This is a genomic window from Rothia sp. 88186D007BW, from assembly GCF_053544215.1.
The window spans coordinates 136,713-161,911 of the sequence record NZ_JBPPTR010000004.1 but is presented as its reverse complement, the minus strand read 5'-3'; the positions used below and the strand labels follow the sequence as shown (position 1 = coordinate 161,911).

Sequence of the window (25,199 nt, the reverse complement as noted above, 5' to 3'; positions counted from 1 at the left end):
GTCTAGGCCTTGTTCTTTGGCTTGGGTGATGAGGTTTTGGGCGAGTTGGTGTTCTGTTGTCATGGTGTTATTTTCTCATGTTGGGGTTGGGAGGGTTTACACCGTTTTCCTGACAGTCCCGCCACATCTTGCGCACACCATACACGCCATAATTCTCTTCATGGATTTTCACCAGTTCAGGAATCAGAAGTTGGTCCTTCAAAGTACGTGCTGCAGGAACACGAGCCTTAGCGGCGCGGTAGCCGCGTGAGGTGATGAAACCACCAGCGAGGTTTTCTTGTAGTGCGGTGCAGATGTTCTCAACCCCGAAACGGTTCCTATACCTATCGATATAGCGGATCATGATCGGGCTGGACGGTCGAGTTCTGCCGCGAAAAAAGCTGATGCTGTTCGTAGAATCTCGTTGGTTCGCTTGAGCTCGGCGTTTTCTTTGCGCAGGCGTCGGTTTTCGGCTGCCATATCAGTGGTGGTGCCGGGGGTGTTACCAGCATCGATTTCGGCTTGTTTGTGCCATTTTCGTAAGGTTTCAGGGCCGATGCCGAGGCGTTCTCCGATGTTTCGGCAGGCGGTGTAGATGCCTGTGTCGGGGTTGTTTTCGAGGTGGTCGGCCAGTAGGCGTAGGGCTCTTGTTTTGAGTTCTTGGGGGTATTTGGTGGGCATGGGTGAAGTTCCTTTGCTCTTTTTTGTTTGTTTCCAATGTACGGGGTCGGAACTAAACCCAGTACATATCAGTCGATTGAGAGACAGCAAAAAGTTCTGCGAGGAGTTCTTCGGTGAGGTTGTGGCGGTGGTAGAGCAGGGTGATTTTGAGGGCTTGGGTGAGGGTTAGCGCTGGTGGTCTTCCGCCTGGTTTTGACCAGGTGAGGTGATGGGTGAGGGCTGTGTGTAGTGTGGCGAATTGCGTGGCTGTGAGGCCGGTTGTACGCTGGTGTAGCAACGGTCTTGTCCGGTATGGCTTGAGGTTATTTGTAGAGATTTAACGCTCATATTTTTGCCGCGGGTGGGGCCGTTGTCTAGTTGGTGGGGTTGGGGTGCGTGCCTACTTTTGAATAAGCCTCATTGTTTGTGCTCAGTCGACTTTCCAGGGTTGGTCTCCCAGCCCTTTTTTATCTCTTCCATAATTTATTTGCTACCTCGCATAGAGAATCTGTTTCTAGTTACTATGAAAATACTGCTGGGCGGGCAGCAGCCCCTCTTTAATCAACATATCCGTGGCATCTGCTGCATTAGAAATGAAGAAAGGAAGATCCTTCTTCTCCGCTGTTGTGAAGGGCTTCAGCACAAAATCGGCGGTCTGCATCTGGCCCGGAGGGCGACCAATACCGGTACGCACCCGGTAGTAGTTCTTAGTCCCCAGAGCCTTGCTAATATCGCGCAAACCGTTATGGCCGCCCTCTCCCCCACCGATTTTCAGCTTGATGGAATCAAAGGGAATATCAAGCTCATCGTGCACCACGATGATTTTTTCGGGGTCGATGCCGTAGAACTGAGCAAGGGCAGAGACGGGCCCGCCCGATACGTTCATGTAGGTCAGGGGCTTTGCCAGCACAACCTTCGCGCCCCCCACGCCCAGGCGTCCTTCTAGGACCTGGGCACGGGCCTTGCTATGCTTCTTGAAATTACCGCCCACTGTGTTTGCGAGCTCATCGAGCACCATCTGCCCAATGTTGTGACGGGTTGCAGCGTACTCGGGGCCGGGGTTACCCAGACCAACGATAAGCCAAGCATCTGACATATTTTCGCCCTTCCTACGGCGCAAGAATGCGGTAAGCATGTAAAGAGTTTATCGAGTGAAGAAGGCCCGCACCGTCGTTGACTACGGTACGGGCCTTACAAAGAGGTGAGGTAGCTATAGAGCTTACTTAGCTTCGTCTACCTGAGCGTCAGCTTCTGCGCCCTCGGGAGCGTTCTCGCCTTCTTCGCCAACCTCGGGTACGTCGAGTTCCTCGGGCTCGGAGATGTTAACAACCAGCAGTTCTGCATCTGCTACGAGGGTAACGCCGGCGGGCAGTTCAACGTCGGAAGCGTGAACGTGGGCGCCTGCTTCGCGGCCTTCGATGTTAACAACGAGAGCTTCGGGAGCCTTCAGAGCGTCTGCTTCAACAAGCAGAGCGGTTTCTTCCTGGTTTGCAACAGCACCAACGGCGGGTTCACCCTCAACGTGTACGGGAACCTCGATCTCAACACGCTCGCCGCGCTTAACAGTCAGCAGGTCGATGTGCTGCAGTTCAGGGCGGATGGGGTGGCGCTGGATGTCCTTGATCATGGCCAGGTGTGAGTCACCTTCGATGTCGAGGTCGAGGATAGCGTTGGGGACGCGGGCTGCCAGGGTGGTTGCGTGGCCGGGCAGTACAACGTGCTTGGGCTCTTCACCGTGGCCGTAGATGACGGCGGGGATGTCGCCGGCCATGCGGATGCGACGGGCGTAGCCCTTACCGAAGTCGGTGCGGACGGTTGCGGCAATCTTGATGGTCTCTGACATGAGGGCCATCCTTTCTGTGGTTAGTTATCGATGCGCCAAGTGGTGTAGTGAACTGGCGCCAGAAATCGCTTTCTAACCAGCCACCGTCAGTTCCGGACCTACCGGGGTTTCCCACCGGCATTCCACTGCCTTGGCTAAAATTAATATTAACTCAGCCTGCACCCTAAACGCAAGAGTCTAGATATTTTTTCTCAAGAAAACTCTATCAAGATTTCATTTTGGTTGAATCCAATGCAAAAGAATAAGCCTCGTGAATTCCTCTAAACATTTTTGCAAACGAAAATTGATAAGTATAGTCCTCATATATCGCTGAAATCTTTCCATAATTATTATCGCTAACATAATTGGGAATTCCAAGCATGCATGCAAAAATATGACCATGAAGTCTATTGGTAACAATAGTATGAGACTTTTTATACATAAAAACAGCCGCCGACATATTCAAAATCCTAACAATCTCACTCTGAATATGATTTGTTAAAATCAATAATTTAGTTGGAATTTTGTCATTCCTGGTAAATCTGTTCATAAAAGATGGAAGTTTCTGCCATAAAATTGAATTCAGAGGTCCAAACTCCCAGTCACCTATAATGTCTTCAGATCGTCCGATAATTGGCTTATCACAACTTTCAATATCTTCCCTCTGGATTACACGAAGTTTCTTTTCCACGACAGGAATCAGAGCGCAAAAAGCTTTTAATTTTCGATAACTAATTCCTAGCGCACTATCCGGACAATAGATAATTTCATTGCTGGGAAACATATCTTGCACTTTATCTATTTGCCCAGAATCCCTAACCATAATAGTAACATTCGTATTTTTCGAATACACCTCTTGCGCTTTATTCTTATTGATTTCAGATTTAAAATAAATAGTTTGGGGAAGAATTATGATATGGCGATTAGGATAAAGCTCAACCACATCTTGGCGAAATTTTTCGTGCGCAGGCCAGAGGTCCCCCATATTGCCACCACCATGCAATAAAATAGGAATGTCAGGGCTCAAAGAATTAACAACCCTCTGCTCAATATAGGGCTGGCTTGATCTATATACAACTTTTACGCCCAAACGTTTCAGAGTATCCAGCTGCCCTTGCCAGATAAAAGTATCTCCCAAATTTCGATGGAAGGGCTGATCAAGAAGAATAACTTGAGTAGCCCCTTTGAGTGCTCTTCTATAAGAATCATCAATCTGTGATTGAATTATTTCGCAAACCGACATATCGTCTACCTATCTATTACTTTAGATTTTCGGAGGTGAAATTCTAAATAGTTCTATAAAGTTATAGCTACAGATTTTCTAAAATTAAATTTCTAAACCATCATAGACCGACAATCTAATTCTAATATAACCCACAACACACTCCATTCATACTGACAGAAAATAAGAAAATTAGATTAATATAAGCAGTTATGAGCGACCTTGGAAGAACATTTGCACCTCAAATAGTATAATAGAGGCTTATTCAAAAATCCAACCCACCAACTAGACAACCGCCCCACCACGCGGCAACCTAAAGGATAAAACGCCAGTAATATTCTCAGCACCGCACCGAAGGAACCGTTGCGCCACCACCGTACCACCGGCACAATCTCACCGAAGAACTTCTTGCCGAGCTATTCACTGCCTCCCAACCAACCATTTCACGGGCCATCAACACCATTGAAAAATCACTCGAAACAATCCTCAAGCCGCTCAACAAGCCCCTGAAAGAAAGCCTGAAAGCACCCGGGTCCTTAGTAATTGACGGGACTCTGATACCCACCTGGAACTGGCGCTTATTAGGTAAAACAAACTGAGGATTATTCATAAGGGGTACCCAGCCACAAAGAAAATCAACCCACGAACCACCGAAAACACCCGCGAATACGAACCCAACGGCCGCCTAAACCCCGTATGCAACACCCGCCAAGTCTTGATATTCCCAATCACCCGCTCAACCACTGACCGGAACCGGTTAATCACCCGATTATTTCGCTTTTGTTACATAGCTAACTTCTGACCAGGCTTACGCCTAGTTGGGGTAGCTAACCCCAGCCCCACATAGCCCTTATCAGCCAGAGTCGAAGAGTCCAGAAACCGACCCAGCTCATGCTTCCTAAAAGCATACGTATCATGCCGAGCAGCACCAGGCAACGGATCAGTGATAGCTAGAAGTTTCCCCTCAAGGGTGCAAATCACCTGGTGATTGAAACCAGTTCTCTTGTGCTTACCTGAATAGTTCGTTTTTTCTTGTGAGCGCCAATTCCAGGTGGGTATTATTGTTCCGTCGATTACAAGGGAACCTGGTGTCTTCAGGCTTTCAGTGAGGGGCCTGTTCAGTGGTTTGAGGACTTGGGTGAGTGCTTTTTCGATGGTGCTGATGGTTCGTGAAATGGTGGGCTGTGAGATGCCGAAGAGGTGGGCTAGGGTTTCTTGGGTGATGTTTTGTCGGTAGCTGAGCAGGGTGATTTTTAGGGCCTGGGGCAGGGTAAGTTTTCGGGGTTTTTCTGCTGGTTTGGCCCAGATGAGTTGTTCGGTGAGGGCTGTGAGGAGGGTGGCGAATTGCGTGTGGGTAAGGCCGGTTGTACGCTGGTGTGGCAACGGTTCGTCCTGGTGCGGTTTGAGTATATGTCTGGCGATTTATCCTCAAGGTTGCTGCTTTGGTGGGGCCGTTGTCTAGTTGGTGGGGGTGGGGTGTCGCCCCCCCCTTATGAATAACCCTCGCTATAGGAAGTACGCTTTAATTCATAGGAGTGGGTGAAACAGACTCGCAGTAAAGCTGTTGAGGGCTCGAGGGCTGATTATGAATCGCCTGTGGGCGAAACGAACCAGGGCAAGAAGACAGGCAGCAATCATGAACCTATGGGACTCCTTACAGATACCCTTCAGTATTTTTGAGAGTAGGACTCTACGTAGAGAACATATTTTTTCCTAACTATTTTCGGAGAATCTAGACACTAGGTGTTCCATACGAAGAGACACATTTTTAGAATATAGATTGTTAGACATATAATCTATTGCATTTCGAGAAGTATTCTCAAGAATTTTACGATTCTGATTAACCCAATATATCTTTCTAGCCAATGCTTCCGGATTTTTTCGCTCTACTGACCATCCACACTTCTGAGACACAAGATAATCCAGTGTAATATTAGAAAAACCTACCAGCGGCACCCCCCTCCCGAGAGATTCAAAATACGTCATCGATGGGTCACCTTGCACATACAAGAACGCCATAATATTAATATTTTTTTCTACGAAAGGTTCCCATTCTTCTTTATAAGGCATGAAACCTTTATATTTAACGTTCGGAGCCGATTCATTGATTATGAGTTCTCGATGCTCCCCATCTCCCATTATGTATATCTCAATTTCAGGATCTAATTCATAAAGAAATTTAGATAGTGCCGGTATATACTGAGCGCCTTTAATATCAATAAGGCGCCCCGAGATTCCAATCGAAAGACCTTTTGATAGAGATTTACTGGCAGTATTATTAGCCACACTTTCTACTCGATGGTCAAAAAATATAATCGATTTAAAACTATATTTCGAATACAGAGATTCACCTAGAACTCCATTAAATTGAATACCAGAGCATGCGCGCAAAGCTCGGCGAATCAGGAACTCATTTTTGGTCAATCCGACGATACTTCGTATTTTATTTATGCTACCTTTAGTTGCTGAAGACATCATCAAGAGTTTGTTTCGGAAATCATTCTCAACCAAGAATACTGTCTTAATCTTACCCTTTAGTTTCGCTTCAGATAAATAAAGTAAATCAGGGCGACATAGTGAGAGAATAACAATTTCCTCAGATGCATCCTTATCGATTATTTCATCTATCCAGGAAGATAGCGCATTTTCATTTATATTGATATCAGACGCTTTAAACTTGTATAAAGAATTTAAATTATTCAAACCTTTTTGGACGCCAGATACTGAAATAACTTCAAATTTTATATCGGGGTGATGTTTTTGAAGATAATCCTGGTATGCCTTGTATCCTAAAAAGCTTCGCTCTTCAATAAAATACTCATCTCCAGATTTAAAAAAAGATCCCGGCTCTACTGCTACAATTCTCTTATTGATTTTCACGATTTGCCTAATAAATAAAATTTCAGAGATTCTTGATACTCACGCGGTGTGAATCCTGCTTCACTAATTTTTAATAAGTCTAAAGCTGAATTAGCAGGGCGAGGAGAAAAAACTTCAGCATTTGAAAAGTATTCAGCCGTGGGCACCGGAGTCACTCGATCCGCTGAGTGGCCAGTACCTTCGAATACCATTTTCGCCAAGTCTGCCCAGGTCACTACCTCACCAGTATTTGAAATATGGTAAGTACCAAACTCACAGTTATTGTCCACCAGGTGCAGAATCGCTCCAGCAAGGTCCTCCGTGAAAGTGGGGCGTCCGTATTGGTCGTTAACTACGGTGGGATTCACTCCGCGCTCAGCCAGCGACTTCATAATCTCAATAAAGTTCTTGCCATCGCCCATAACCCATGAGGTTCGCACGATGTAGTGGCGCAGTACCGAGCGAACAGCCATCTCACCGGCAGCCTTTGACTGGCCATAAACTCCGAGGGGAGCCAGCGGGGCGTCCTCTGCATACTCTTCGCCTAACGGCAGGGAACCATCAAAAACGTAATCTGTCGAAACGTGGACCAACGGGATACCGGCTTCGTCCGCCACCCTGGCCAAAGCCGCAACGCCGGTCGCATTGACTGCCCAGGCGCCCGCGCGCCCTTCGGGCGTCTCAGCCTGATCAACCGCGGTGTAGGCTGCAGCGTTGATAATGCCGCGCAGCGAACGCCAACGGTAGGCAGAAGCCCAGCTATCAGGACGCGCCAGGTCAAGTTCTGCACGAGTAGCAGCAAGGTAGGGGGTACCGGATGCGTCAAGCTGCTTGACCAGCTCACGACCCAGTTGCCCGTTCGCACCGACCACCAGCAGGGGAGCTGGGGCCAGGGGCTCGACGTCAGCGAGACGGGGGTGGTTCTTATCCTTCTCAGAGAGTTCTGCCTGCTCCAGAGAAATCGGCCAGTCAATCGATACGGTCTCATCGGCGAGGTTAAGGAAGGAGTACTCCCCCTGGGCGTCCGCTGACCAGTGGTCATTGACCAGGTAGGTGTAGGCGGTGTTGTCTTCCAGGGTCTGGAAGGAGTTGCCCACACCGCGGGGAACAAAAACAGCGGTGTCGGGGCCAAGCTCGACAGTTACGGTCTTGCCGAAGGATTCTCCGGCTCGCAAATCAACCCAGGCTCCGAAGATACGGCCAGTGGCTACCGAGACGTACTTGTCCCAGGGTTCAGCGTGGATGCCGCGGGTCGTACCTGCGGTTGCGTTGAAAGAAATGTTGTTCTGTACAGGGCCGAAGTCTGGCAGACCCGCTGCAACCATTTTCTCGCGCTGCCAGTTTTCCTTGAACCAGCCGCGGTTATCGCCGTGCTGGGGAATATCAATAACAAGTAGACCGGGGATATCCGTTGCGTGAACAGCCAATTTTTTGGGCATTACTGGCCTGCCTTTGCGTACTTGGCTTCAACCTCTGCCTTGAGGGGCTCCCACCAGGCGCGGTTGTCGGTGTACCAGGCGATGGTGTCTGCCAGACCTGCCTCGAAGTTGGTGAACTGGGGTTCCCAGCCGAGCTCTTCACGCAGACGGGTGCCGTCGATGGCGTAGCGCAAGTCGTGACCAGGACGGTCTACGACGTGCTCAAAGGCGTCCTCGGGCTGACCCATAAGGCGCAGGATGGTGCGCAAAACGGTGATGTTATTTTCTTCCCCGTTAGCGCCGATCAGGTAGGTTTCACCGACCTTACCCTTTTCGAGGATGGTGTGCACCGCTGAAGAATGGTCAGAGGCGTGAATCCAGTCGCGCACATTCAGACCTTCGCCATAGAGCTTGGGCTTAATGCCGGCCAGGATATTGGTGATCTGGCGGGGAATGAACTTCTCAATGTGCTGGTAGGGGCCGTAGTTATTGGAGCAGTTAGAAATCGTTGCTTCAATACCGAAGGAACGAACCCAGGCACGAACCAGAAGGTCTGAGCCGGCCTTGGTTGAGGAGTAGGGAGAGGACGGGTTGTAGGGGGTAGTTTCGGTGAACTTAGCGGGATCGTCTAGCTCGAGATCACCAAACACCTCATCAGTTGAGATGTGATGGTAGCGAGTCTTATGCTTGCGCACAGCCTCAAGCAGAGTGAAAGTACCGATGAGGTTAGTATGGATGAAGGGGCTAGGGTCGTTAAGTGAGTTATCGTTGTGTGACTCAGCTGCATAGTGGACGACCGCATCTGCCTGTGCGACCAGGGGGTCGACGACGTCCATGTCAGCGATATCGCCCTTGACCAGTTCAAAACGGTCAGAAGGAAGCCCTGCGAGTGACATTTCATTGGCGGCGTAGGTCATCTTATCGAGCACTGTGACCTTATGGTCGGTGTTATCTACCAGGTAGTGGACGAAGTTAGAACCGATGAAGCCGGCACCGCCGGTAACAAGAATATTTCCCATATCTCTAACAGTAGTGGCAAATCACCTTATTTTGGGTTTCTACTAGCACCAAAAAATGTGGTGTTCATGCCAGAATGGGAGGTATGAAGGGAATTTTACTCGCAGGTGGCACAGGCTCACGCCTCCACCCCATCACACTCGGCATCAGTAAGCAGCTCACTCCGGTTTACGACAAACCGATGATTTACTACCCCATTTCAACCCTGATGTTGGCAGGTATCCAAGATATTCTGATTATCACCACGCCTCAAGACCAAGAGCAGTTCCAGCGGCTTCTTGGCGATGGATCTCAGTTTGGCGTTAACTTTACTTACAAAGTTCAGCCCTCCCCCGACGGCCTCGCACAGGCTTTTATCCTGGGTGAAGAACACATCGGAGATGATCCAGCGGCTCTTGTTTTGGGCGATAATATTTTCTATGGCCCGGGCCTCGGCAACCAGCTCCGTAAATATAATGACGTAGACGGAGCTGCTGTCTTTGGTTACCGAGTAGCAGATCCTACTGCCTACGGTGTTGTCGAGTTCGACGAAAGCTTTAAGGCTATCTCAATCGAGGAAAAACCGGCACACCCCAAGAGCGACTACGCGATTCCCGGCCTATACTTTTATGACAACGATGTGGTCGAATATGCGAAGGCTATCAAGCCTTCGCCCCGTGGTGAGCTTGAGATTACTGATCTTAACCGCGTCTACCTCGAGCAGGGGAAACTCCAGGTTGAAGTCCTTCCCCGTGGAACAGCTTGGCTGGATACTGGCACATTCGATTCGTTGGCTGATGCCACGAACTTTATTCGCACTGTACAGGCACGTCAGGGACTCTCCATTGGCTCGCCAGAAGAGATTGGGTGGCGTATGGGCTGGATAGACGATAGTCGCCTCGAAGAACTAGCTCAGCCCCTTGTCAAAAGTGGCTACGGAGCCTACCTGCTCGGCCTGCTTATATAGGGCCAACTTCAAGTGCGCTTAGACAAGCGTCAACAACACGACTTCTTCATTCTCTACCGCTGGTAGAATCATTCCGACTGTTGTCTCAGGAACAGTCTGGTTTTCACTTTTAACCTTTTAGGGCTTATATGACTATCCTTGACTTTTTGCGCATGCTCCGCGCCAACCTCAAGCTACTAATAATTGGCTTGGTCGTTGGTGCGCTCTTGGGCTTTGGCTATTCCCTTATGCAGCCTCGCGTCTATGCTTCTAGCTCTACGGGCTATGTAACTGTTGGTAACGGCGCAGGAATCGGTGACGTTATCTCCGGCTCAGCTGCTGCCAAAGAGAAGGCCGCAGCTTATCTAGCTCTAGTGAATTCGGCAGCAGTAGCCGATGAAATTATCGCAGCAAACCCAGAACTTAACATGAGCCGTGGGCAGGTACAGGGTAACCTCTCAGCCTCAGTTGATGCTAATTCTGCACTCATCAATGTTTCCGCACATGGTTCGACGCCTGAGCAAGCACAAGCTCTCGCAAACTCATCTCTAGAAGCCGTAGCTAAGGTAGTCAATGACCTTGAGGGGTCAAGCTCCGTACGAGTTATTCCGCTGGAAGACGCGACCCTGAACAACACTCCCATCAGCCCTGATGTGCAGAAGCTAGTTCTAATTGGTGCTGGTGCTGGTCTCGGTCTCGTACTTGCAGCAATCTTGCTTCGTCGCACTGTCGATACTAAGTTACGTACCCGTGACGATGCTACTAAAGCAACAGAAGCTGGAGTTCTTGGCGTCCTTCCTGTCTCTGACGAACTCACCGAAGAAAATATCCTTCGTACTAACAGCGACCACGTTGCACAAGAATCAATCCGTCAGATGCGTACCAATCTACGCTTCGTCAACGTTGATAACCCGCCTAAGTCGTTTATTGTTACTTCGGCTGAGCCTGGTGAAGGCAAATCAACAGTTTCAACTTCTATTGCGCGGGCGCTGGCAGATGCTGGTGAGCCGGTCATCATTATCGACGCGGACCTCCGCCGACCCACTATTGCTAAAAAGTTTAAGATTGATTCTAAGATTGGTCTGACTCAGGTACTCGCAGGTCAGGTTGAGCTTGCCGATGCTGTGCGGCAGTTCGAAGATACCCAACTCTTCATCCTGCCCGCCGGCCGTATTCCCCCTAACCCCTCAGAGCTTCTTGGGTCTGACAAAATGCGTCAACTTATTTCAGAGCTTTCCGGCGAGTTTACGGTTATCGTAGACGTCCCCCCGGTGCTTCCTGTCACTGACGCTGCTCTGCTATCTACTGCCGTCGACGGTGTTGTTCTCGTAGGTACCGTGGGGAAAACCCGAAAGGAAAACCTCGCTGAAGCTGCTACTAATCTACGCAAGGTAAGCGCCAACCTATTGGGTGTGGTCATCAACCGTGCACCTCGCACTGGTCTGGGTAACTCCTACTACGGCTTTGCCTATAGTTCTGCTGGTGGCTACACAAGCTACTACGGTCAAGACGATAAAAATACCAAAAAATCAAAGAAAAAGAAGAATACCAAAACTTCAGTTGAATAAACTAGTAGTTTGATGATTTATGCCAGTTCTGCTGCCTCGCAGAACTGGCATAAATTATCCTTACTTCACAAATCTTTTAGATTGGTACTATGACAGATTCAGTTTCGCAGCTTCAAGATGTTCCTCTTCCCATTCGAATCCAGCTGTCCCACGCCTATTTTCAACATCTTGCTCTTTCACACGGGTTAGATATCTTGCATATCAAAGGCTATGCTTTTGCCCAGGAGGTCTACCGTCTAGGGCGCACCAGTACCGATGTAGATATTGTTGTGCGTCCCAGCCATATAGACCGTTTAGTAAGTCTTGCGACATCAGATGGATGGGAAATCCTAGCTCATTTTGAAACCGGCTCAATTTTTGAACATGCGATGACCCTCTACCACAGTTCGTGGGGACTAGTTGATATCCACCGCTATTTCCCGGGGTTAGGCGATCCAGACGGGTCGGCTTTCGACACTCTCTGGAAGCAGCGCAGAACTAAACTCATCGCCAATTATCCATGTTTTGTCCCATCACTTATTGATTCCCGTATTACAGTAGTAGTACATGGAGCCCGATCAGTCGCTCGCCATAATCCTGATATCTCATATCTCCAAGAAACACTCCTCCCCAGTGATTGGGAAAAAATGCAGGCGAGAGTACCAGAACTACAGGCAGAAATAGCCTACGCTGCGGCGCTTGGTCATCTAGAACAATTTAAAGAACACCCTGACTACCTCCTCTGGAAGTCGATTTCAGAAGATACACCCGATTATCTACGGTGGAAAGCCCGGTTCGCCCATGCTCAGGGTTTACACCAAAAGTTTAAAGTAGCTCTAAGTATTTTGCTGGTCAACAAGGACCATCTTGCGATGGAGCTGGGGCATACTCCCAGCAAAACAGAAGTACGCGAGAAGTTTTTCAGTCGATTTACCCAGCTACCAGGGATAGGAAAAAAATAGGCATGAGTATCGTATATATGCGTGCGCCGCATACTGCTTTCGTCATGGGATTCGAGAGTGATGCTTCCCCCGATGATACTTCCTATATCGCCAACCTCAAAACCTCAGAAATAGCGGTTCTTAAGGGACCAAGCGCCGTTATCTGGGAAATTTTAGCACAACCGACAGGTTCTGAATCTCTGATTTCTGAGATAAAAGATATATATGGAGTCTCGCGAGAAACAGTAGCTCCTAGTGTTCTGGCTTTTCTTCAAGAGCTACAAGAGCAAGGGCTAATTCAGCTAGATACAACTACTATAGGTTAAGTTGCTCCCTAATCTGACCGATAAACCGTTCTTCGTTAAATTTTTGCACATGCGCTTTGATATCTGATGGGGTATAGTCATCAGTTCTAAAATGCACTACTGCATTTCGGATATCAGCAGCTCTCGGTGTTGTGATAAAAGTACCGTTCACGCCCTCAGAGATTGTGTCAAGGAAGCCACCAGCCTGTAGAGCGATAGTGGGTTTTCCGAATGCGCCAACTTCCAGAGGGGTAATTCCAAAGTCTTCATGGGATACGGCTAGCAAAGCTGTCGTACGGGCATATGCATACTGCATTTGTTCATCTGAGATATTAGAAGCAAAAGCTACATTTTCTGTGCTCATTGCTTTTAGCTCTTCCAGCATCGGCCCTGCACCAATGACCAGCAATTTCTGGTTCAAACCGGCAAAAGCTTCAATTGCATGCTGCACGTTCTTGTAAGGTAGTAGCCTTGAGACAATCATGAAATAGCCATCTTCCATGAACTTTTCTAAGCCTGGAAGAGGTTCTTGTTTACCGTGGTGGCCCACTGAGTATGGAGGGAAAACTACCTCCACTTTTTTCCCGTACACATCCAAAATCCGTTGCTGGATAGCGGTGGAGTTAGCTACATAGCGACTCTGTCGAGCTGCCGCCTTCTGATCCCAACGACGAAGAAAGGGACGCATACCTTTAAAGAGCCAGGCAACTATTTTACTGGCTCGCTTACCCAAGTATTGATCTGTCAGATATATCCAGCGAGCAGGTGAGTGACAGTAGATAAAACTATTTTGTGGAAGGTTAAAACCGTGAGCCCACCCGGTAGATGAAACAATTGCTTGTTCTGCCTCAACTTTTAGTCTGCTCGAGAAAAAGGGAAGCAGAGGTAGCGCCAGCCGATGATCTTTACGGAGCAGGGGTATGCGGTTGAGCGGAGATGTGATGATATTGCAGTTTTTAAATTCAGGGTAAGTTTTTTCGGGGTCGTATAGAGTAGTGTAGATGGGTGCATCCGGGAAAGCTTTGTGAAGGGACAGCACCACGCGCTCAGCACCACCACGTTGAGTGAGGTAATCGTGAGCTATGGCGATAGGGTAACGCTGTTTGGCCTGCGTAGTGTGGTTAAGAGGCATCTGTGCGACTCTTTCGACTAAAAGGTTTTCTGGGCGCGGTGCGGATACTTGATACCTGCATAGCTCGCTGATTCTACGACGAGAGAAATAAGCTTTTCTGCAATGGAAGCAGGAATTTTTTCAGCGACTGCATCTATCGTATTACCTATAGGTTGTATAGTCGTTTCAGTGCTTATCTGGGCTAGGGTTCGGACAGCGAAACCCCACAGCCCAACCGGCATCACTGGTACGAGATTTTCACCCCCGTGTTTTGCAGTAAAGATATTACGGGCAGCTCCAGAATACAGAGCTCGTTTAGCTCGGATTGCTGTTGTTGTTGCGGCTACATAATGGGAAGTAGCGAGTTGGGGGTCAATAATTATTTCGGCGCCGGCTTTATGCACCCTATAACCCATATCTACATCTTCCCAGCCATATAAACGATAACGGTCGTCATAACCATCTAGCTGGTTAAAGAGTTCCCTAGTCATTGAGACATTTCCTGCCCAGTATATCCACTGCTTGCTCTGTTCAGTAGCGTAGGCGTCCTCTCTGAACTTTTTGTCTCGGAAACGGCCATATACTCTCGCATATGGGGTTTCTGGAAGGATGTTGTTATAAATTCCGATAACTCCTACTTGCCTGCCGTCCTTGTAATGACTGAGATGTTGCTGCACATAGTGGGGAGCTGGTTGGAGATCGTCGTCGCATCTAATAAGCACATCTGCGTCTGCAGCCCGATGACCAGCGTTAAGGGCAGCAACCCGACCGCGATTCTCTTCAAAAACAATCATAGAGAGGTTAAGGAATCCGCGATTAATATAGCTTTGGATGACGTCCGTTGAATGATCGACATCGCCATCAACCACCACTATGACCTGAAAATCTTTCTCAGTCTGCCGTTCTAGTGCGTCGAGAGGATAGTGCAGTCTACCTGCACCGCCTCTGGTAGGTATAATGACAGCTGCAGAGTATTTTTTCATCTCCAGAATCTCCTAAACATTAATATCTTGTATTTTAAAGCGTTAGCTATGGTTATTTATAACGTTAGACAGAGAGGTATTAATAACTTCACCAACACCTTCCCAGGTATAATCACTTGCACGTTTAATACCCTTTTCCACAAGAGATTCACTAACAGAAGAATCGTATAAAACTGAATTTAGTTGGCATAGAGCTTCTTCCACGTCAGTAGGGTCGAACAGCAACCCTGCTCCATTCAATACTTCTGGGAGACTAGTAGTATTTGCTGCAAGTACTGGTGTCCCGCAAGCCATAGCTTCAAGAGCAGGCAAACCGAACCCTTCATAATGGGAGGGGATCACAAGCGCCTCCGCTCCTCGATATATAGTAGCTAAGTCAGCTTCTGAAACCGAGTCTTTGATGATACATCTACCGGTGAGGTCATGATGAGCAGTCATTCTGTTTATCTCATCAATAGATTTTGAGACAATCACTAGTTGAATATCACTAGAGAGCATGGTCATCAGTCTAATTACAAAATCAAAATTTTTATGAGGCTTCGTATTTCCCACATATAAAATATACGGCGCCTTGCTATTATATCGAGGTCCATCTAAAGAAAAAGCTTCACTTGGGGCATTTCCAGTGACCACTATTCTTTCCCTAGAGATACCCGCCCATTCAGAAATTTTATTCTTTGAAAACTCTGAAACTGTAAAAACAAGATCCGATTTTCTTATAACTGGACGAACAATATAATCATAGTAGTATCTTTTTGCTGGTGAGTTTTCAGCAGTAAAGTCGATGTGTATTAAATCATGGATTGTTATTGCCTGCCGGGAAGAATATACTGCAGCAGGTGTAAAGGATGGTGAATAATAAAAGTCTCTGTTCAGACCATAACTTAGATTTTTAATCTCCCAAGTTGAAATACCTACTGGCGACAGGGGCTTGTGACCAGATATTAAGTCCACTACTCCAGGAATTGCCAACCGTTTTCTAGTCTCGCGTGCGTAGCGTGCAATCCCGTAGTCACCGTCCCACCGTGCATCATAAATAATTCTATTCACGATTCACGACCTGTAGCATCAGTCATCATATCACTTAAATAAAGAGCGGAGCTTTTAGGTGAAATATTATATTTCATAATAGCAGGAAGCTTTATTAACTGACGATAAATCTTAGAATAATTTTTTGTTTTAGTGAAAGCGTATACCGCGCGGAATACATCAGTCATTATTAACATTGACCAACCGGGTGAATTCTGGCGCACAAATAAATCTGGGTGCCTCTTCCAAACCTCAATCTCTGCAATATTGGCTAAATATATCTTTTTTGTTTTGTTAAGGAAACCCGAAGTTTCCCTGAATTTTACTCCCATCTCAGGTTGATATTTGAAGGTGACACCATAATTATTGAGTCGAATAGCTAATTCGGTGTCTTCACTACCATAAGAAGGCAGACCCCAATCGAAACCGCCCACTTTGAAAAAAGTTTCTTTTTTTATAGCCAGATTACAACTAAGGAAAGTATATTTTTGCCTACTATTTTTATAAAGTGACGATCGCCCAAGGGGCCTTAGCATGTTTTCTGAATCAGTATGATATTCGTACAGAGGCCCTCCACAGACATCAGAATCTTGCATCCCATCCGATATGGCCTGAACCCAAGTATCGAGAACATAATCATCAGAATCACAGAAAGCTAAGATACTTCCAGATGCATGTAAAGCTCCGAAATTTCTAGCCCCGCTGGCACCTGGATAGTTAGATGAATCGACTATTTTCAAATTAACCGGAAAATTTTTCTTAGCTGCTTCTACAAAGCTGTACACAGGTTGGCTTGAACCATTATCTGAAATAATAACTTCCCATTGCGCGATAGTCTTTTGTTTAGCCAATGCATAAATTTGTTTTTCTAGGTGGGGCTGACCATTGAGGTTTGGGATAATTACACTGATATTTTCCATTGACCTGTACTTCTATTTAGAATTTATTAGAAGGAATATATTGATCGTAACCAAAAATTTGTTTATTTTCTATTTCAGGTTTACTAACAATCGAGGCTCTAATAACGAATCCCATACAAATTGCCCAAGGTAAAGTGTAGAACACCTCTCCCAGTCTCAAGGCACAAATCATTAATGCGATTCCAATTCCTTGCGCTATCAGCTCGTACGGTGTCCATTCCTTATTAATCGGGCTAATGGGGCGCACAGCCACAAAGAGCGTAATTGCAACAATGCACGTGGCCCATATCCATCCTCCTTCGACAAACGCTGACCAATAGGAATTATGGAAAAACCAGGTACGCTCTCCCTCAAAATCATACACATACGCCTCACCTAGCCCCTGCCCAAAGAAACCTGTTTGCTGGACCTTTGCCCATGCCATTTCATCAATACGGGCACGGAGAGCATCAGTGCCTGTTCTATCGCCAAATACACTCGCTTGGGAGAAGTCTTCAGTTATGAAATTAAGTAACCACCAGAATATTCCGAGTAAACCTATTTTCAGTATAGGTACCAGTTTTGGAGATATTATAATCCAGAGACACGCAAAGGCTAGTGCTGCCAATGAGGTTCTTGATCCCGTTGTCCACAATAAACCACAAGAGATAATAAATACAGTAATTTTTTGCCATCGTTTTTTAAAAACGGTCATTATTAGTAAAGCAAAAATAGCATGTACAAACCCTGCATAGTTTTTATCCCCTAGATAACCAGTCAGGTACCCACCGTAAGTATCCGGTGCTATACCAGCGTAGAACAGAAGCGCGTTAATCAAGAGACCTGTTGAAAAACCCAGTATTGCTGATCTTAGGTGAATTTGACCTACCGATATGACATATATTAAACCTGTTGTAGCAATAAGCCTTATCAAACGTCTGGTCCAGTCAGCAGCATACTCACTCGGATCAGCTAAAGCAGATACCACTGCAACATACGTTAGCAAAAATGCAAGTACGATAAAAAGTCTCGACCATTTTCCCAGTTCAAATGCAGGTTGCCTGGTTATTGCGTATGCTAGAGCCACAAATACCATACCCTGATCAAATGGAAGACCGACACCCGGTATTACATCTGAGTAGACCATTGCTGCAAACATCAAAAACTCAGGCATACGTATCTGCGAAGCCTGCACCCTAGCTTTTTCAGCCGCTTCTTGGGCAAGCTCCCCCATGGTTTTCTCGCCCATGGTGAGTTTCCCTTGCTCTGTTACACCAACATGTGCCACCTTAGCCTGCCTTCCGATACACTGCCACTATTTGTTGTCCCATATCTGATGTGCTTGCCCAGGTCAAAGATTTATAGGGAGTATTTGTAGCCACCATAATTTTCTGGGCAACAGTAGCAACCGCGCTCTCACGGTTGATCTGATTCAAGGAAGGCACCAGCTCAGATCCATCAAGAATCTCCGGGTTACCGCCCACAGCAGTTGCGACAACTGCCAGACCCCCTGCCTTAGCATCAAGTAAGGTGTAGGAGCAGTTTTCCCAGACAGAAAGCTGCACCAGTACGTCTGCCCGACCCATGGCCTCAATAGGGTCAACAAAACCGGGAAAAGTTACAGCTTGAGTAAGACCTAGATCAGAGACTTGCCGGACAAGAGCATCCTGCAGTTCACCGGCCCCGGCAATCTCCAAAGATGCCCCCGGTATTTTCTCCTGAACCTGTGAGAAGGCTTCAATCAGAATATCGATTCCTTTTTCAGGTGCTAGACGACATAGAGATAAAACTCTAAGATTCCCCTCTTTCGGCAATACCCGATGCGCGGCAACGGCGTCAAAGATTTCGCTAGCATTGATTCCGTTGTAAACCACCTCGATACCGCGAGCGCCCCACTTCCGCTTCATCTGGTCAGCGGTTGACTGCGACACAGCAATCTTGCCGTCGGTCCCCCACAGACGCACCCGGTGAACGGTTTCCATCAAACGCGAGCGCCAAGAGGTGCCGTGGTAGACCACGTCGTCACCGGCGATACCGTGCTCAGTGGTGAACAGGGTCGGCACGTAGGTTGCGCGGCGAACTAGTTTACGGGCCTTCCGCAGATTCACCGCGGCAGCCGCAACAACATCAGCGTAAGCCAGGTGGGAATGCACAATGGCCGGTTTAAGGTCATCGATGAGGGTATCAAGGGTACGCAAGGACGCCGCGAACCCGGCTCCCGTACCAAAATCGGCTTCGCGCACGTCCGCACCCATCTCTTTGAGACGAGCAGAGAGGGCGCCTGCGGGGCAGAGCACAACAAGGTGATAGCCGGGTAGCCCGGCCTCAGCGAGATCGCTGACGTGCCGGGCTACACCGCCAAATTCGGGTACCGGAACGCAGTGCAGTGCTACCGGCTGGCTGGAGTTTACAGCCACTTTTCGAGCCTATCGAGTGCGGTGAAGAAGCCTTCGCCGTTGTTGACGTGGCCCTGCCAGATTTCGGGGATGAAGGATGAGTTAGGGGTTAGCTCACGCAGCTGCTTGCCGAGGGCTGCCCAGTCCACGTCGCCTTCGCCGACCTGAACGCCTTCACCGTCCACACCGATGCCGTCTACCAGGTGCAGGTGGATGGAGCGGGGGGCCAAGAGCTCAACGGCCTCGGAAAGCGGAATCTTGAGGAAGTTGGCCGCCAGCATGGTGTGGGAGATGTCCAGGCAGAGGGCGGTGTTGTAGGTATCGGAGAAGTCAGCGGTGTCCTTGGGGTCAAGGAAGAGGTTGTGGTACTGCTGACCGCCCATAAGCCAGGGGTAGGGAGGCAGGGTCTGGGCCGCGATGCGCACGCCCGAGGTGTCGAGCTTGGCAAGTGCCTCGCCGATACGCTCGTACTTGTCTGCACGGGCGGACGGGGCGATGTGGCCGTCCTTGGTGAAGCCACCCATGGTAACAACCATGACCGGGTCATCGTCTACGGTGAAGTAACGGGTTAGGTCGCGGGTGATGTCGATGGTGCGCTGGACCTCTGCAATCGAGCGTTCCCAGATTTCCTGGTCACGAGAGGCCAGGTCTACCAGGAAGTCACCGGCGAAGAGGTCGGGCAGGTGGGTGGTAAAGGACATGTCGAGCTTGCGGTCGAAGACCTCGTCGATGTTGACTTCTAGGTCCTTGTAGGAGAAGTGGAACTCCAGGAAGTCGGGTTCGGCGTCCTCAATGAGGGGCTTGTAGTCATGGTAGCGGACGGGCAGACCCCAGGGGCGATCAAACTTGAAGTTGCGGCGGGTCACCAGGTCGTCCTTCAGGTCGCCCTCGAAGAAGAAGGATCCTGCCTCGACCTCACGCTGCATGGTGCGGCCCAGCAGCTGGGGCAGGTAGTTAGGCTGCAGACCGCGGCCGGGTGACTTGACCTCGACGTCCGCCTCGGTCACGACCTCGCCCTTAGCTATGGTACGGGTAGCAACCAGAGACTTAGCCAGGTTCACGCGGTTCATGAGCTCGCCGGTGGAGACCTCGCGGGGAGCAGAGGTGCCGATAGACTCCTCTACCTCGCGGATCTGCTGAACCATAGCCTTGAATTCCTCGGGCAGCAGAGAGACAGTGTGGTCGTTACCTTCAAGGGTTTTATCGACGGTGAAGTGCTTTTCAATAATCTTGGCACCGCGGGCAACAGCAGCGATAGGAACGTGGTAACCGCGTTCGTGGCCCGAGTAGCCCACTAGGCACTGGCCGATGTCAGCTAGACGATCCATGTAGGCCAGGTTGACGTCCTTGAAGGGAGCTGGGTAAGTGGACTGGCATTGCAGCAGGGCGTAGGAAGCACCCAGGGAACGCAGTAGATTGACCGACTCCCGGATTTCTTCTTCACGGCTCATACCGGTGGAGACCAGCATAGGCAGGCCGCGGGAGGCCATATCCCGCAGCAGATCGTGGTTGGTCAGGTCAGCTGAGGCGACCTTGAGACCCTGAATACCGTAGTCGACCAGGGCCTGCACCGACGGACCGTCCCAGGGGGTGCACATGATATCCATATCGTGCTGCTTAACGTGGTCAAAGACCTCGTACATCTGATCCACGGTAAAGGAGAAGCGGGAGAGTAGGTCGAGGGTGTACTGAACACCCAGGTCTTCACCTGCTGACTTTGAGCCCTTCTGCCGGTAGAGGGCATCCATGTCACGCAGCTGGAACTTAACAGCGTCCGCCCCGGTATCAACGGCTAGGTCAACCAGGCGCTTAGCCAGGTCCACGTCGCCCTGGTGGTTGTTACCGATTTCGGCAATGATGAAGGAGGGTGAATCCTCCGTGATTTCGGTGCGGCCAATGCGCAGCACGTTCTGCTCGTCCATGGCAATAGCAACCAGGTGGCCGCGCTCGTCCACCAGGGGAAGAAGGCTGATACCCTTGGCGAATTCGCCCTGCAGCTCTGCCGGTTCCGAACCGATAGGAGCTGTCTTGACACCCTGGTTAGCCACCTCAAGGGCACTGGTTTCAAGGGAGGCAGCGGGGTTGGCAATCAGCCAGCGGCGGAAGTCGCCGTCTGACAGGGAGCCCTTGAGCACACCTGACTCGTTGACCAGGAAGATAATGCGCTGCCCGTTAGCAGAAATCTTCTGCAGGGCGGTGAGTACCGGGTCCTCAGAGAAAACAATGTAGGGGGTGATATTGCGTTCGATAATCATAGTGTTTTAGCCTTCGTTTTCTTCTGATGCGAGTGTGGTGAGCAGTTGGTGCTCTGCGACGGAAAAGTCGATGGGAGCGTCAATGTCTACACCCTCAACCTCATCAAGCATGAAGAGCTCAATCTCGCCACCCAGTCGGTTGTGCAGGGTTTCGTAGAGCTCGGTCTTGGTGATGTACATGGAGCCGTTTTCGCGGTAACGGAAGGTCTCTCGGGTGAGCTCCTGACGGCGAGGGCGGGCCATGACCTCGTACTGGGCAGTCGGTGGCTCGGTGGCGGCCCAGATAAAGGGGCCGATGGGGATAACGCCCACCATGGAATCTGAGGAAGAGCCAGCAAACTGGCGGATAGCGCGTGCCAGGGTGCCGGGCAGTCGGACGGGCGAGGTCGCCTGAAGGAGCATAACGGCGTCCGGACGCTTGCCCGCAGCTGTGTAGAACTCAATAGCGTGCTCAATCACCGGCTCGGTGGCAGTGGTGTCTTCTGCCAAGTGAGCCGGGCGCATAAAAGGAACCTCTGCCCCGTACTGGCGGGCGATATCAGCCAATTCAGCGTCATCGGTTGAGACCAGCACATCAACCAGGTGCTCCCCTTCCAGCTCAGCCTTTGCGGCATGGGCCTGTTCAATAGTCCAGGCGACCAGGGGCTTACCAGCGATTGGTTTAAGGTTCTTTCGGGGAATTCCCTTGGACCCGCCGCGAACGGGTATCACGCAGAGAATGCGCATGCTCTTTAGTTCTCCAATGATCGAGTGAGGTATTCAGCTATCTGCTGTGCTGGTTCTTTGGTAGGCACCTGAGGAGCTGGGGTGGGTTCGCTCCCCCACTGGTTCATACCGTAACGTTCCCAGAACTCGGTTACCCAGGCTGGAGGGTTAGGATGATAAACCCAGGCAGGTACTCCGCGCAGTGCAGCTTCTAGCACACCAGTTGAGAATATCGACACTACCGGGCTGTTCACCTGGTTGAGTGGCTGCTCGGAGCGGTCAATATTGATTCCTAGTTTACTCATAAGAGAGTGGATTAAGCGGGAAAGTTTATCTTTCTCACTTGGATGAGGCCGGTAAATAGCTTTGTGCTCACGCGTGAATTTGATACTCGCAGCCGCAAAAGACGCTCGGGGGAGCTCGGCGCCGTGCATCTGCCCAAGGAATATCGGAGTTTCAGAGACGGTATCGGGGTCTACGCGAGGCTTCTGGGCAGCATCCCAGAAGAGCTGGGAACCGACCACATCATAGGTAACGTCGTCTCGACCAGATATCCAAAATTCAGCGTCTGCCTGGCTAAAGGCAAGGAGGTGGGTACCAGGGGCTAATGGGGGTGCGTAGGGGGTATGCAGACCGTGCTGGACGGTGATGAACCGGGCACCCACACGCTGGGCTAGCCGGTAGGCAGCAGCCCCCCAGGCCATGTAATGCCCGAGAGCCAGGACCTGCTGTACTTCGTTGAGCGCGTCATCAAGGTCGGTTTCGGCTAGTGCAGAAACATGCCATGGTTCATCAGGGAGATACTCGGTCACCTCTTCGGGGGCCCACACGGCGTATGAGCCAGCTATAAGCCAGCGAAGAGGTCTCACCAGAGATCCCAATGAAGTTGGCGATGTGGAATCGAGAGCGATTAAAGTGCTTGGGTTGCTGCCGAGCACATGAAGATAGCCGGTCACAGGCACTGGTGATGTGGTAGCAGTCTTGCCACCGCGAGCTTGCACGGAAATATTCTTGAGCTTGTTGTTAACCCGACGAAGCAGATGAGCGTTAGCCTGCCAGGTGCTCCAGGCCTCGAGATCTTCGGGATAAATTAGGCCCATAGGGTATCCATTTTCTGTGCGCGGTGGAAGAAAGTATGTTCTGCCTGGCTACGTTTGAGGCCGGCAGCGCGTATAGAGTCGCTCCAGCTAGGGTCAGCGATGATACGCTGACACAGTTCGATGAGTTCTTCTGTACTCTGATAAAGGAGAACCTCAGAGCCAACCTCGTAGAACTCCTCAACGTCAGGGCGGTCTATCAACTGGAGTCCATTCATACCGGGTACTTCAAAGGTGCGCATTGCTAAACCTGCCTGTAGCCCATGAACGTTCAGGGAGGCTGCAGCAGCAGCCTGTACTCGGTAGGCTTCAGCCAGCGGGATATCGCGTTCAGCAGGTAGGTCAGGGCGGGTAAGCTCCCAGGTTCGAAGGCGGTCAAAGGGGTGGTGTGACCAAGCCCGCCCATACACGCGTACCGGTACACCGGCGTCCTTCAGGGCTAGCATCATCTTCTCGCGATTCTCGTAACGGGACCCGACGAACACAATTTCAGGCACCCGGGTGTTAGGGAAATCTGCCAGTTTAGGGTCATAGCCATTAGCTACAAAGTGAGCGTTGATACCTTCCTCAGCAAACTCCTCAGCTTCAGACCTAGCGTAGCTGACCACCGTGGGGAGGCTTCTCAGAAAATCCCGAGTGTAACGGTGACGCTTAAGATCGTCGTAGAGCCAGAGAATGTAGGGGATTTTGCGGTCAGCGACGGCCTGCCAGAAGTTATCACCTAAGGTATCAGCTTTAATCACGATGAGTTTGTCGGGGTTCACCTCGCGAAGTACCTGGAGGGCTTTGACTGTAGCTGCTTTTTCGGCAGCCTTTTGCCCGTCGAAGCCAACTTTTGAGGGTAGCTCGTAGAAGGCTTTATTGCGGAGCTTGTCTTTGATCGTATCGAAGGCGTCGTAGCGATGCACAGTTACGTCGTAGCCTAGCTGGGTGAAGCCATCTGCGATGGAGTAGCAATAGCCGTGGAAAGCAGGGCTGATGATGAGGAGTTTCTCTGCCATTTATCGTTTGCTTTCTGCTTTCTTAATATAGGTCAGTTCTTCGCGAAGTGTGGCGTAAGGGGTAACATCCCGATTTCGAATTGCCCGTATGGAGTTAAAGAGGAAGTTTGCAATAGATACGGCTCTTAAGGCAGTACCTAGATGCTTGCCTTCGTTCCATTTCGAGTTATAGATAAAACGAGAGTCGAGTACCCATTGGCGACGTTGAGCAGAAGCTCCCGATGAGCCGCCGCCTATGTGTTCTACTACTATATCCCCCCGGAAGACACGTTTGATGCCGTGAGCAGCTAGCCGACGTTGCAGGTCTGTTTCTTCGCTGTTCATGAAGAAACGCTCGTCCATGCCGCCCACCGCATTAAAGTCTTCGCGGCGGAGCATCATGCAGGCACCCATGAGCCAGTCGGGTTCTGCCCGTTTACTGGTGGTGCAGGCTAGATCATGGCCAACCATTGCGTGCCAGAATCGTGTGGGTCGTAGACGTGCTGCTGGGGTGAACCATTCCCAGGCGTGGTGGCGGGTTTTGGGGAAGGCCCGGCCAACCCACTGTGACTCGCCATTATGACCTATAATGTGTGGGCTGAGCATAACACCTTGCCCAGCTCTTTGGACTTCTTCTTTTGCCGCTGAGAACATATCAGCAAGGAAGTTTTGGGGAAGTGTAAGGTCACTATTGAGGATGAGCACCCACTCGCCGGCTGCTGCGGCAACGCCGGTATTAACGTTAGAACCAAAGCCTCCATTTCGCGAACGTCTAACTACTTTAATATCTTTAATTTTTGGGAAAGGAGTAGGTGAATTATCATCAGACACTACTATTTCGTTTATAAAATTTTGCTTTTGTAATTTAATCGCTTCTAATAGTCTCACGGTTTCTGCCGTTTCCCCATAATGAGGAATTACAATTGACAGATGCATTTCACTCCTTCCAAAAAAATTGATTTATAGTGGAAATTCTAATACTCTCATTAAGATTTAAACCACACCTTAGGTATTATACATCCCCAGAGAGTGCGCAAAATAAATAATAT

The 25,199-nt window shown here is 49.6% G+C and carries 25 protein-coding genes and 1 pseudogene; 5 read left to right on the top strand and 21 right to left on the bottom strand.

Annotated elements, in window-relative coordinates:
* Nucleotides 1–67: 67 nt before the first annotated feature.
* The 6 genes from ACEE09_RS03720 to ACEE09_RS03695 form a co-directional block, all read right to left on the bottom strand.
* Nucleotides 68–343, bottom strand: a complete 276-nt coding sequence (locus ACEE09_RS03720) for a hypothetical protein (RefSeq protein ID WP_449082178.1) — start codon at nucleotides 341–343, stop codon at nucleotides 68–70.
* On the bottom strand, nucleotides 340–660 hold the full coding sequence (locus ACEE09_RS03715) for a transposase (RefSeq protein ID WP_431465090.1): 321 nt from the start codon (nucleotides 658–660) through the stop codon (nucleotides 340–342). The genes ACEE09_RS03720 and ACEE09_RS03715 overlap by 4 nt, the downstream gene beginning before the upstream one ends.
* A 52-nt stretch (nucleotides 661–712) precedes the next feature.
* A complete protein-coding gene (locus ACEE09_RS03710; protein ID WP_449082176.1) occupies nucleotides 713–937 on the bottom strand; it encodes a transposase family protein in 225 nt (74 codons plus the stop codon).
* 216 nt (nucleotides 938–1,153) lie between these two features.
* The gene (gene pth / locus ACEE09_RS03705; protein WP_449082174.1) at nucleotides 1,154–1,735 is read right to left on the bottom strand and encodes an aminoacyl-tRNA hydrolase; all 582 of its coding nucleotides are present in this window, start codon (nucleotides 1,733–1,735) and stop codon (nucleotides 1,154–1,156) included.
* 123 nt (nucleotides 1,736–1,858) lie between these two features.
* A complete protein-coding gene (locus tag ACEE09_RS03700; protein ID WP_449082172.1) occupies nucleotides 1,859–2,482 on the bottom strand; it encodes a 50S ribosomal protein L25/general stress protein Ctc in 624 nt (207 codons plus the stop codon).
* Between the two features lie 205 nt (nucleotides 2,483–2,687).
* Nucleotides 2,688–3,704 carry a polysaccharide pyruvyl transferase family protein gene (locus ACEE09_RS03695; RefSeq protein WP_449082171.1) on the bottom strand — a complete coding sequence of 339 codons (1,017 nt, stop codon included), beginning with the start codon at nucleotides 3,702–3,704 and terminating at the stop codon, nucleotides 2,688–2,690.
* Nucleotides 3,705–4,075: 371 nt separating this feature from the next.
* On the opposite strand from ACEE09_RS03695, the pseudogene ACEE09_RS03690 reads away from it, so the two are divergent.
* A pseudogene (locus tag ACEE09_RS03690) lies at nucleotides 4,076–4,282 on the top strand (hypothetical protein); the annotation flags it as partial.
* A 184-nt stretch (nucleotides 4,283–4,466) separates the two neighbouring features.
* On the opposite strand, the gene ACEE09_RS03685 reads toward ACEE09_RS03690, so the two are convergent.
* The 4 genes from ACEE09_RS03685 to rfbB all read right to left on the bottom strand — a co-directional run bounded on the left by ACEE09_RS03685 (nucleotide 4,467) and on the right by rfbB (nucleotide 8,979).
* Nucleotides 4,467–5,066, bottom strand: coding sequence for a transposase family protein (locus ACEE09_RS03685; RefSeq protein ID WP_449082169.1), 600 nt, complete (start codon nucleotides 5,064–5,066; stop codon nucleotides 4,467–4,469).
* A gap of 330 nt (nucleotides 5,067–5,396) precedes the next feature.
* The gene (locus tag ACEE09_RS03680) at nucleotides 5,397–6,563 is read right to left on the bottom strand and encodes a glycosyltransferase family 4 protein (RefSeq protein ID WP_449082167.1); all 1,167 of its coding nucleotides are present in this window, start codon (nucleotides 6,561–6,563) and stop codon (nucleotides 5,397–5,399) included.
* Entirely contained in the window at nucleotides 6,560–7,981 is a 1,422-nt protein-coding gene (rfbD, locus tag ACEE09_RS03675) for a dTDP-4-dehydrorhamnose reductase (protein WP_449082165.1), read from the bottom strand. Before rfbD ends, ACEE09_RS03680 begins: the two co-directional genes overlap by 4 nt.
* Nucleotides 7,981–8,979 (bottom strand): dTDP-glucose 4,6-dehydratase, encoded by a 999-nt coding sequence (rfbB, locus tag ACEE09_RS03670; RefSeq protein WP_449082163.1) that lies wholly within the window; start codon nucleotides 8,977–8,979, stop codon nucleotides 7,981–7,983. The genes rfbD and rfbB overlap by 1 nt, the downstream gene beginning before the upstream one ends.
* 83 nt (nucleotides 8,980–9,062) lie before the next feature.
* On the opposite strand from rfbB, the gene rfbA reads away from it, so the two are divergent.
* From rfbA to ACEE09_RS03650, 4 genes are all read left to right on the top strand, one after another.
* Entirely contained in the window at nucleotides 9,063–9,923 is an 861-nt protein-coding gene (gene rfbA, locus ACEE09_RS03665; RefSeq protein WP_449082161.1) for a glucose-1-phosphate thymidylyltransferase RfbA, read from the top strand.
* A gap of 128 nt (nucleotides 9,924–10,051) precedes the next feature.
* Complete coding sequence (locus ACEE09_RS03660) at nucleotides 10,052–11,470, top strand: polysaccharide biosynthesis tyrosine autokinase (protein WP_449082160.1); 1,419 nt, start codon at nucleotides 10,052–10,054, stop codon at nucleotides 11,468–11,470.
* A gap of 89 nt (nucleotides 11,471–11,559) precedes the next feature.
* Entirely contained in the window at nucleotides 11,560–12,411 is an 852-nt protein-coding gene (locus ACEE09_RS03655; protein WP_449082158.1) for a nucleotidyltransferase family protein, read from the top strand.
* Between the two features lie 2 nt (nucleotides 12,412–12,413).
* A complete protein-coding gene (locus ACEE09_RS03650) occupies nucleotides 12,414–12,716 on the top strand; it encodes a PqqD family protein (protein WP_449082156.1) in 303 nt (100 codons plus the stop codon).
* Here the strand turns inward: ACEE09_RS03650 and ACEE09_RS03645 are convergent.
* The 11 genes from ACEE09_RS03645 to ACEE09_RS03595 all read right to left on the bottom strand — a co-directional run bounded on the left by ACEE09_RS03645 (nucleotide 12,706) and on the right by ACEE09_RS03595 (nucleotide 25,086).
* On the bottom strand, nucleotides 12,706–13,827 hold the full coding sequence (locus ACEE09_RS03645; RefSeq protein WP_449082155.1) for a glycosyltransferase: 1,122 nt from the start codon (nucleotides 13,825–13,827) through the stop codon (nucleotides 12,706–12,708). The two genes, ACEE09_RS03650 and ACEE09_RS03645, sit on opposite strands and share 11 nt — an antisense overlap.
* Nucleotides 13,828–13,844: 17 nt before the next feature.
* Nucleotides 13,845–14,789, bottom strand: coding sequence for a glycosyltransferase family 2 protein (locus tag ACEE09_RS03640; RefSeq protein WP_449082153.1), 945 nt, complete (start codon nucleotides 14,787–14,789; stop codon nucleotides 13,845–13,847).
* A gap of 42 nt (nucleotides 14,790–14,831) precedes the next feature.
* Nucleotides 14,832–15,839: a glycosyltransferase family 4 protein gene (locus ACEE09_RS03635; protein ID WP_449082151.1), complete on the bottom strand. Its 1,008-nt coding sequence runs from the start codon at nucleotides 15,837–15,839 to the stop codon at nucleotides 14,832–14,834.
* Complete coding sequence (locus ACEE09_RS03630) at nucleotides 15,836–16,738, bottom strand: glycosyltransferase family 2 protein (protein ID WP_449082150.1); 903 nt, start codon at nucleotides 16,736–16,738, stop codon at nucleotides 15,836–15,838. Before ACEE09_RS03630 ends, ACEE09_RS03635 begins: the two co-directional genes overlap by 4 nt.
* Before the next feature lie 16 nt (nucleotides 16,739–16,754).
* Nucleotides 16,755–18,005 (bottom strand): O-antigen ligase family protein, encoded by a 1,251-nt coding sequence (locus ACEE09_RS03625; RefSeq protein WP_449082149.1) that lies wholly within the window; start codon nucleotides 18,003–18,005, stop codon nucleotides 16,755–16,757.
* 1 nt (nucleotide 18,006) lies between these two features.
* Nucleotides 18,007–19,134 carry a glycosyltransferase family 4 protein gene (locus ACEE09_RS03620; protein WP_449082148.1) on the bottom strand — a complete coding sequence of 376 codons (1,128 nt, stop codon included), beginning with the start codon at nucleotides 19,132–19,134 and terminating at the stop codon, nucleotides 18,007–18,009.
* Nucleotides 19,125–21,368: an N-acetylneuraminate synthase family protein gene (locus ACEE09_RS03615; RefSeq protein ID WP_449082146.1), complete on the bottom strand. Its 2,244-nt coding sequence runs from the start codon at nucleotides 21,366–21,368 to the stop codon at nucleotides 19,125–19,127. The genes ACEE09_RS03620 and ACEE09_RS03615 overlap by 10 nt, the downstream gene beginning before the upstream one ends.
* 6 nt (nucleotides 21,369–21,374) lie before the next feature.
* Nucleotides 21,375–22,094 carry an acylneuraminate cytidylyltransferase family protein gene (locus tag ACEE09_RS03610; RefSeq protein WP_449082144.1) on the bottom strand — a complete coding sequence of 240 codons (720 nt, stop codon included), beginning with the start codon at nucleotides 22,092–22,094 and terminating at the stop codon, nucleotides 21,375–21,377.
* Nucleotides 22,095–22,099: 5 nt separating this feature from the next.
* The gene (locus tag ACEE09_RS03605; RefSeq protein ID WP_449082142.1) at nucleotides 22,100–22,885 is read right to left on the bottom strand and encodes an RNA-binding protein; all 786 of its coding nucleotides are present in this window, start codon (nucleotides 22,883–22,885) and stop codon (nucleotides 22,100–22,102) included.
* 278 nt (nucleotides 22,886–23,163) lie between these two features.
* Nucleotides 23,164–24,171: a CgeB family protein gene (locus ACEE09_RS03600; RefSeq protein WP_449082141.1), complete on the bottom strand. Its 1,008-nt coding sequence runs from the start codon at nucleotides 24,169–24,171 to the stop codon at nucleotides 23,164–23,166.
* Nucleotides 24,172–25,086 (bottom strand): glycosyltransferase family 2 protein, encoded by a 915-nt coding sequence (locus ACEE09_RS03595; RefSeq protein ID WP_449082140.1) that lies wholly within the window; start codon nucleotides 25,084–25,086, stop codon nucleotides 24,172–24,174. It lies immediately after the preceding gene.
* Nucleotides 25,087–25,199 lie beyond the last annotated feature (113 nt).

Bases quoted from the DNA above. Each gene is read 5' to 3' on its own strand.
- ACEE09_RS03720 (WP_449082178.1), bottom strand. From the start codon at position 343: ATGATCCGCTATATCGATAGGTATAGGAACCGTTTCGGGGTTGAGAAC.
- ACEE09_RS03715 (WP_431465090.1), bottom strand. From the start codon at position 660: ATGCCCACCAAATACCCCCAAGAACTCAAAACAAGAGCCCTACGCCTA.
- pth (WP_449082174.1), bottom strand. From the start codon at position 1,735: ATGTCAGATGCTTGGCTTATCGTTGGTCTGGGTAACCCCGGCCCCGAG.
- ACEE09_RS03700 (WP_449082172.1), bottom strand. From the start codon at position 2,482: ATGTCAGAGACCATCAAGATTGCCGCAACCGTCCGCACCGACTTCGGT.
- ACEE09_RS03695 (WP_449082171.1), bottom strand. From the start codon at position 3,704: ATGTCGGTTTGCGAAATAATTCAATCACAGATTGATGATTCTTATAGA.
- rfbD (WP_449082165.1), bottom strand. From the start codon at position 7,981: ATGCCCAAAAAATTGGCTGTTCACGCAACGGATATCCCCGGTCTACTT.
- rfbB (WP_449082163.1), bottom strand. From the start codon at position 8,979: ATGGGAAATATTCTTGTTACCGGCGGTGCCGGCTTCATCGGTTCTAAC.
- rfbA (WP_449082161.1), top strand. From the start codon at position 9,063: ATGAAGGGAATTTTACTCGCAGGTGGCACAGGCTCACGCCTCCACCCC.
- ACEE09_RS03660 (WP_449082160.1), top strand. From the start codon at position 10,052: ATGACTATCCTTGACTTTTTGCGCATGCTCCGCGCCAACCTCAAGCTA.
- ACEE09_RS03655 (WP_449082158.1), top strand. From the start codon at position 11,560: ATGACAGATTCAGTTTCGCAGCTTCAAGATGTTCCTCTTCCCATTCGA.
- ACEE09_RS03650 (WP_449082156.1), top strand. From the start codon at position 12,414: ATGAGTATCGTATATATGCGTGCGCCGCATACTGCTTTCGTCATGGGA.
- ACEE09_RS03645 (WP_449082155.1), bottom strand. From the start codon at position 13,827: ATGCCTCTTAACCACACTACGCAGGCCAAACAGCGTTACCCTATCGCC.
- ACEE09_RS03640 (WP_449082153.1), bottom strand. From the start codon at position 14,789: ATGAAAAAATACTCTGCAGCTGTCATTATACCTACCAGAGGCGGTGCA.
- ACEE09_RS03630 (WP_449082150.1), bottom strand. From the start codon at position 16,738: ATGGAAAATATCAGTGTAATTATCCCAAACCTCAATGGTCAGCCCCAC.
- ACEE09_RS03615 (WP_449082146.1), bottom strand. From the start codon at position 21,368: ATGATTATCGAACGCAATATCACCCCCTACATTGTTTTCTCTGAGGAC.
- ACEE09_RS03610 (WP_449082144.1), bottom strand. From the start codon at position 22,094: ATGCGCATTCTCTGCGTGATACCCGTTCGCGGCGGGTCCAAGGGAATT.
- ACEE09_RS03600 (WP_449082141.1), bottom strand. From the start codon at position 24,171: ATGGCAGAGAAACTCCTCATCATCAGCCCTGCTTTCCACGGCTATTGC.
- ACEE09_RS03595 (WP_449082140.1), bottom strand. From the start codon at position 25,086: ATGCATCTGTCAATTGTAATTCCTCATTATGGGGAAACGGCAGAAACC.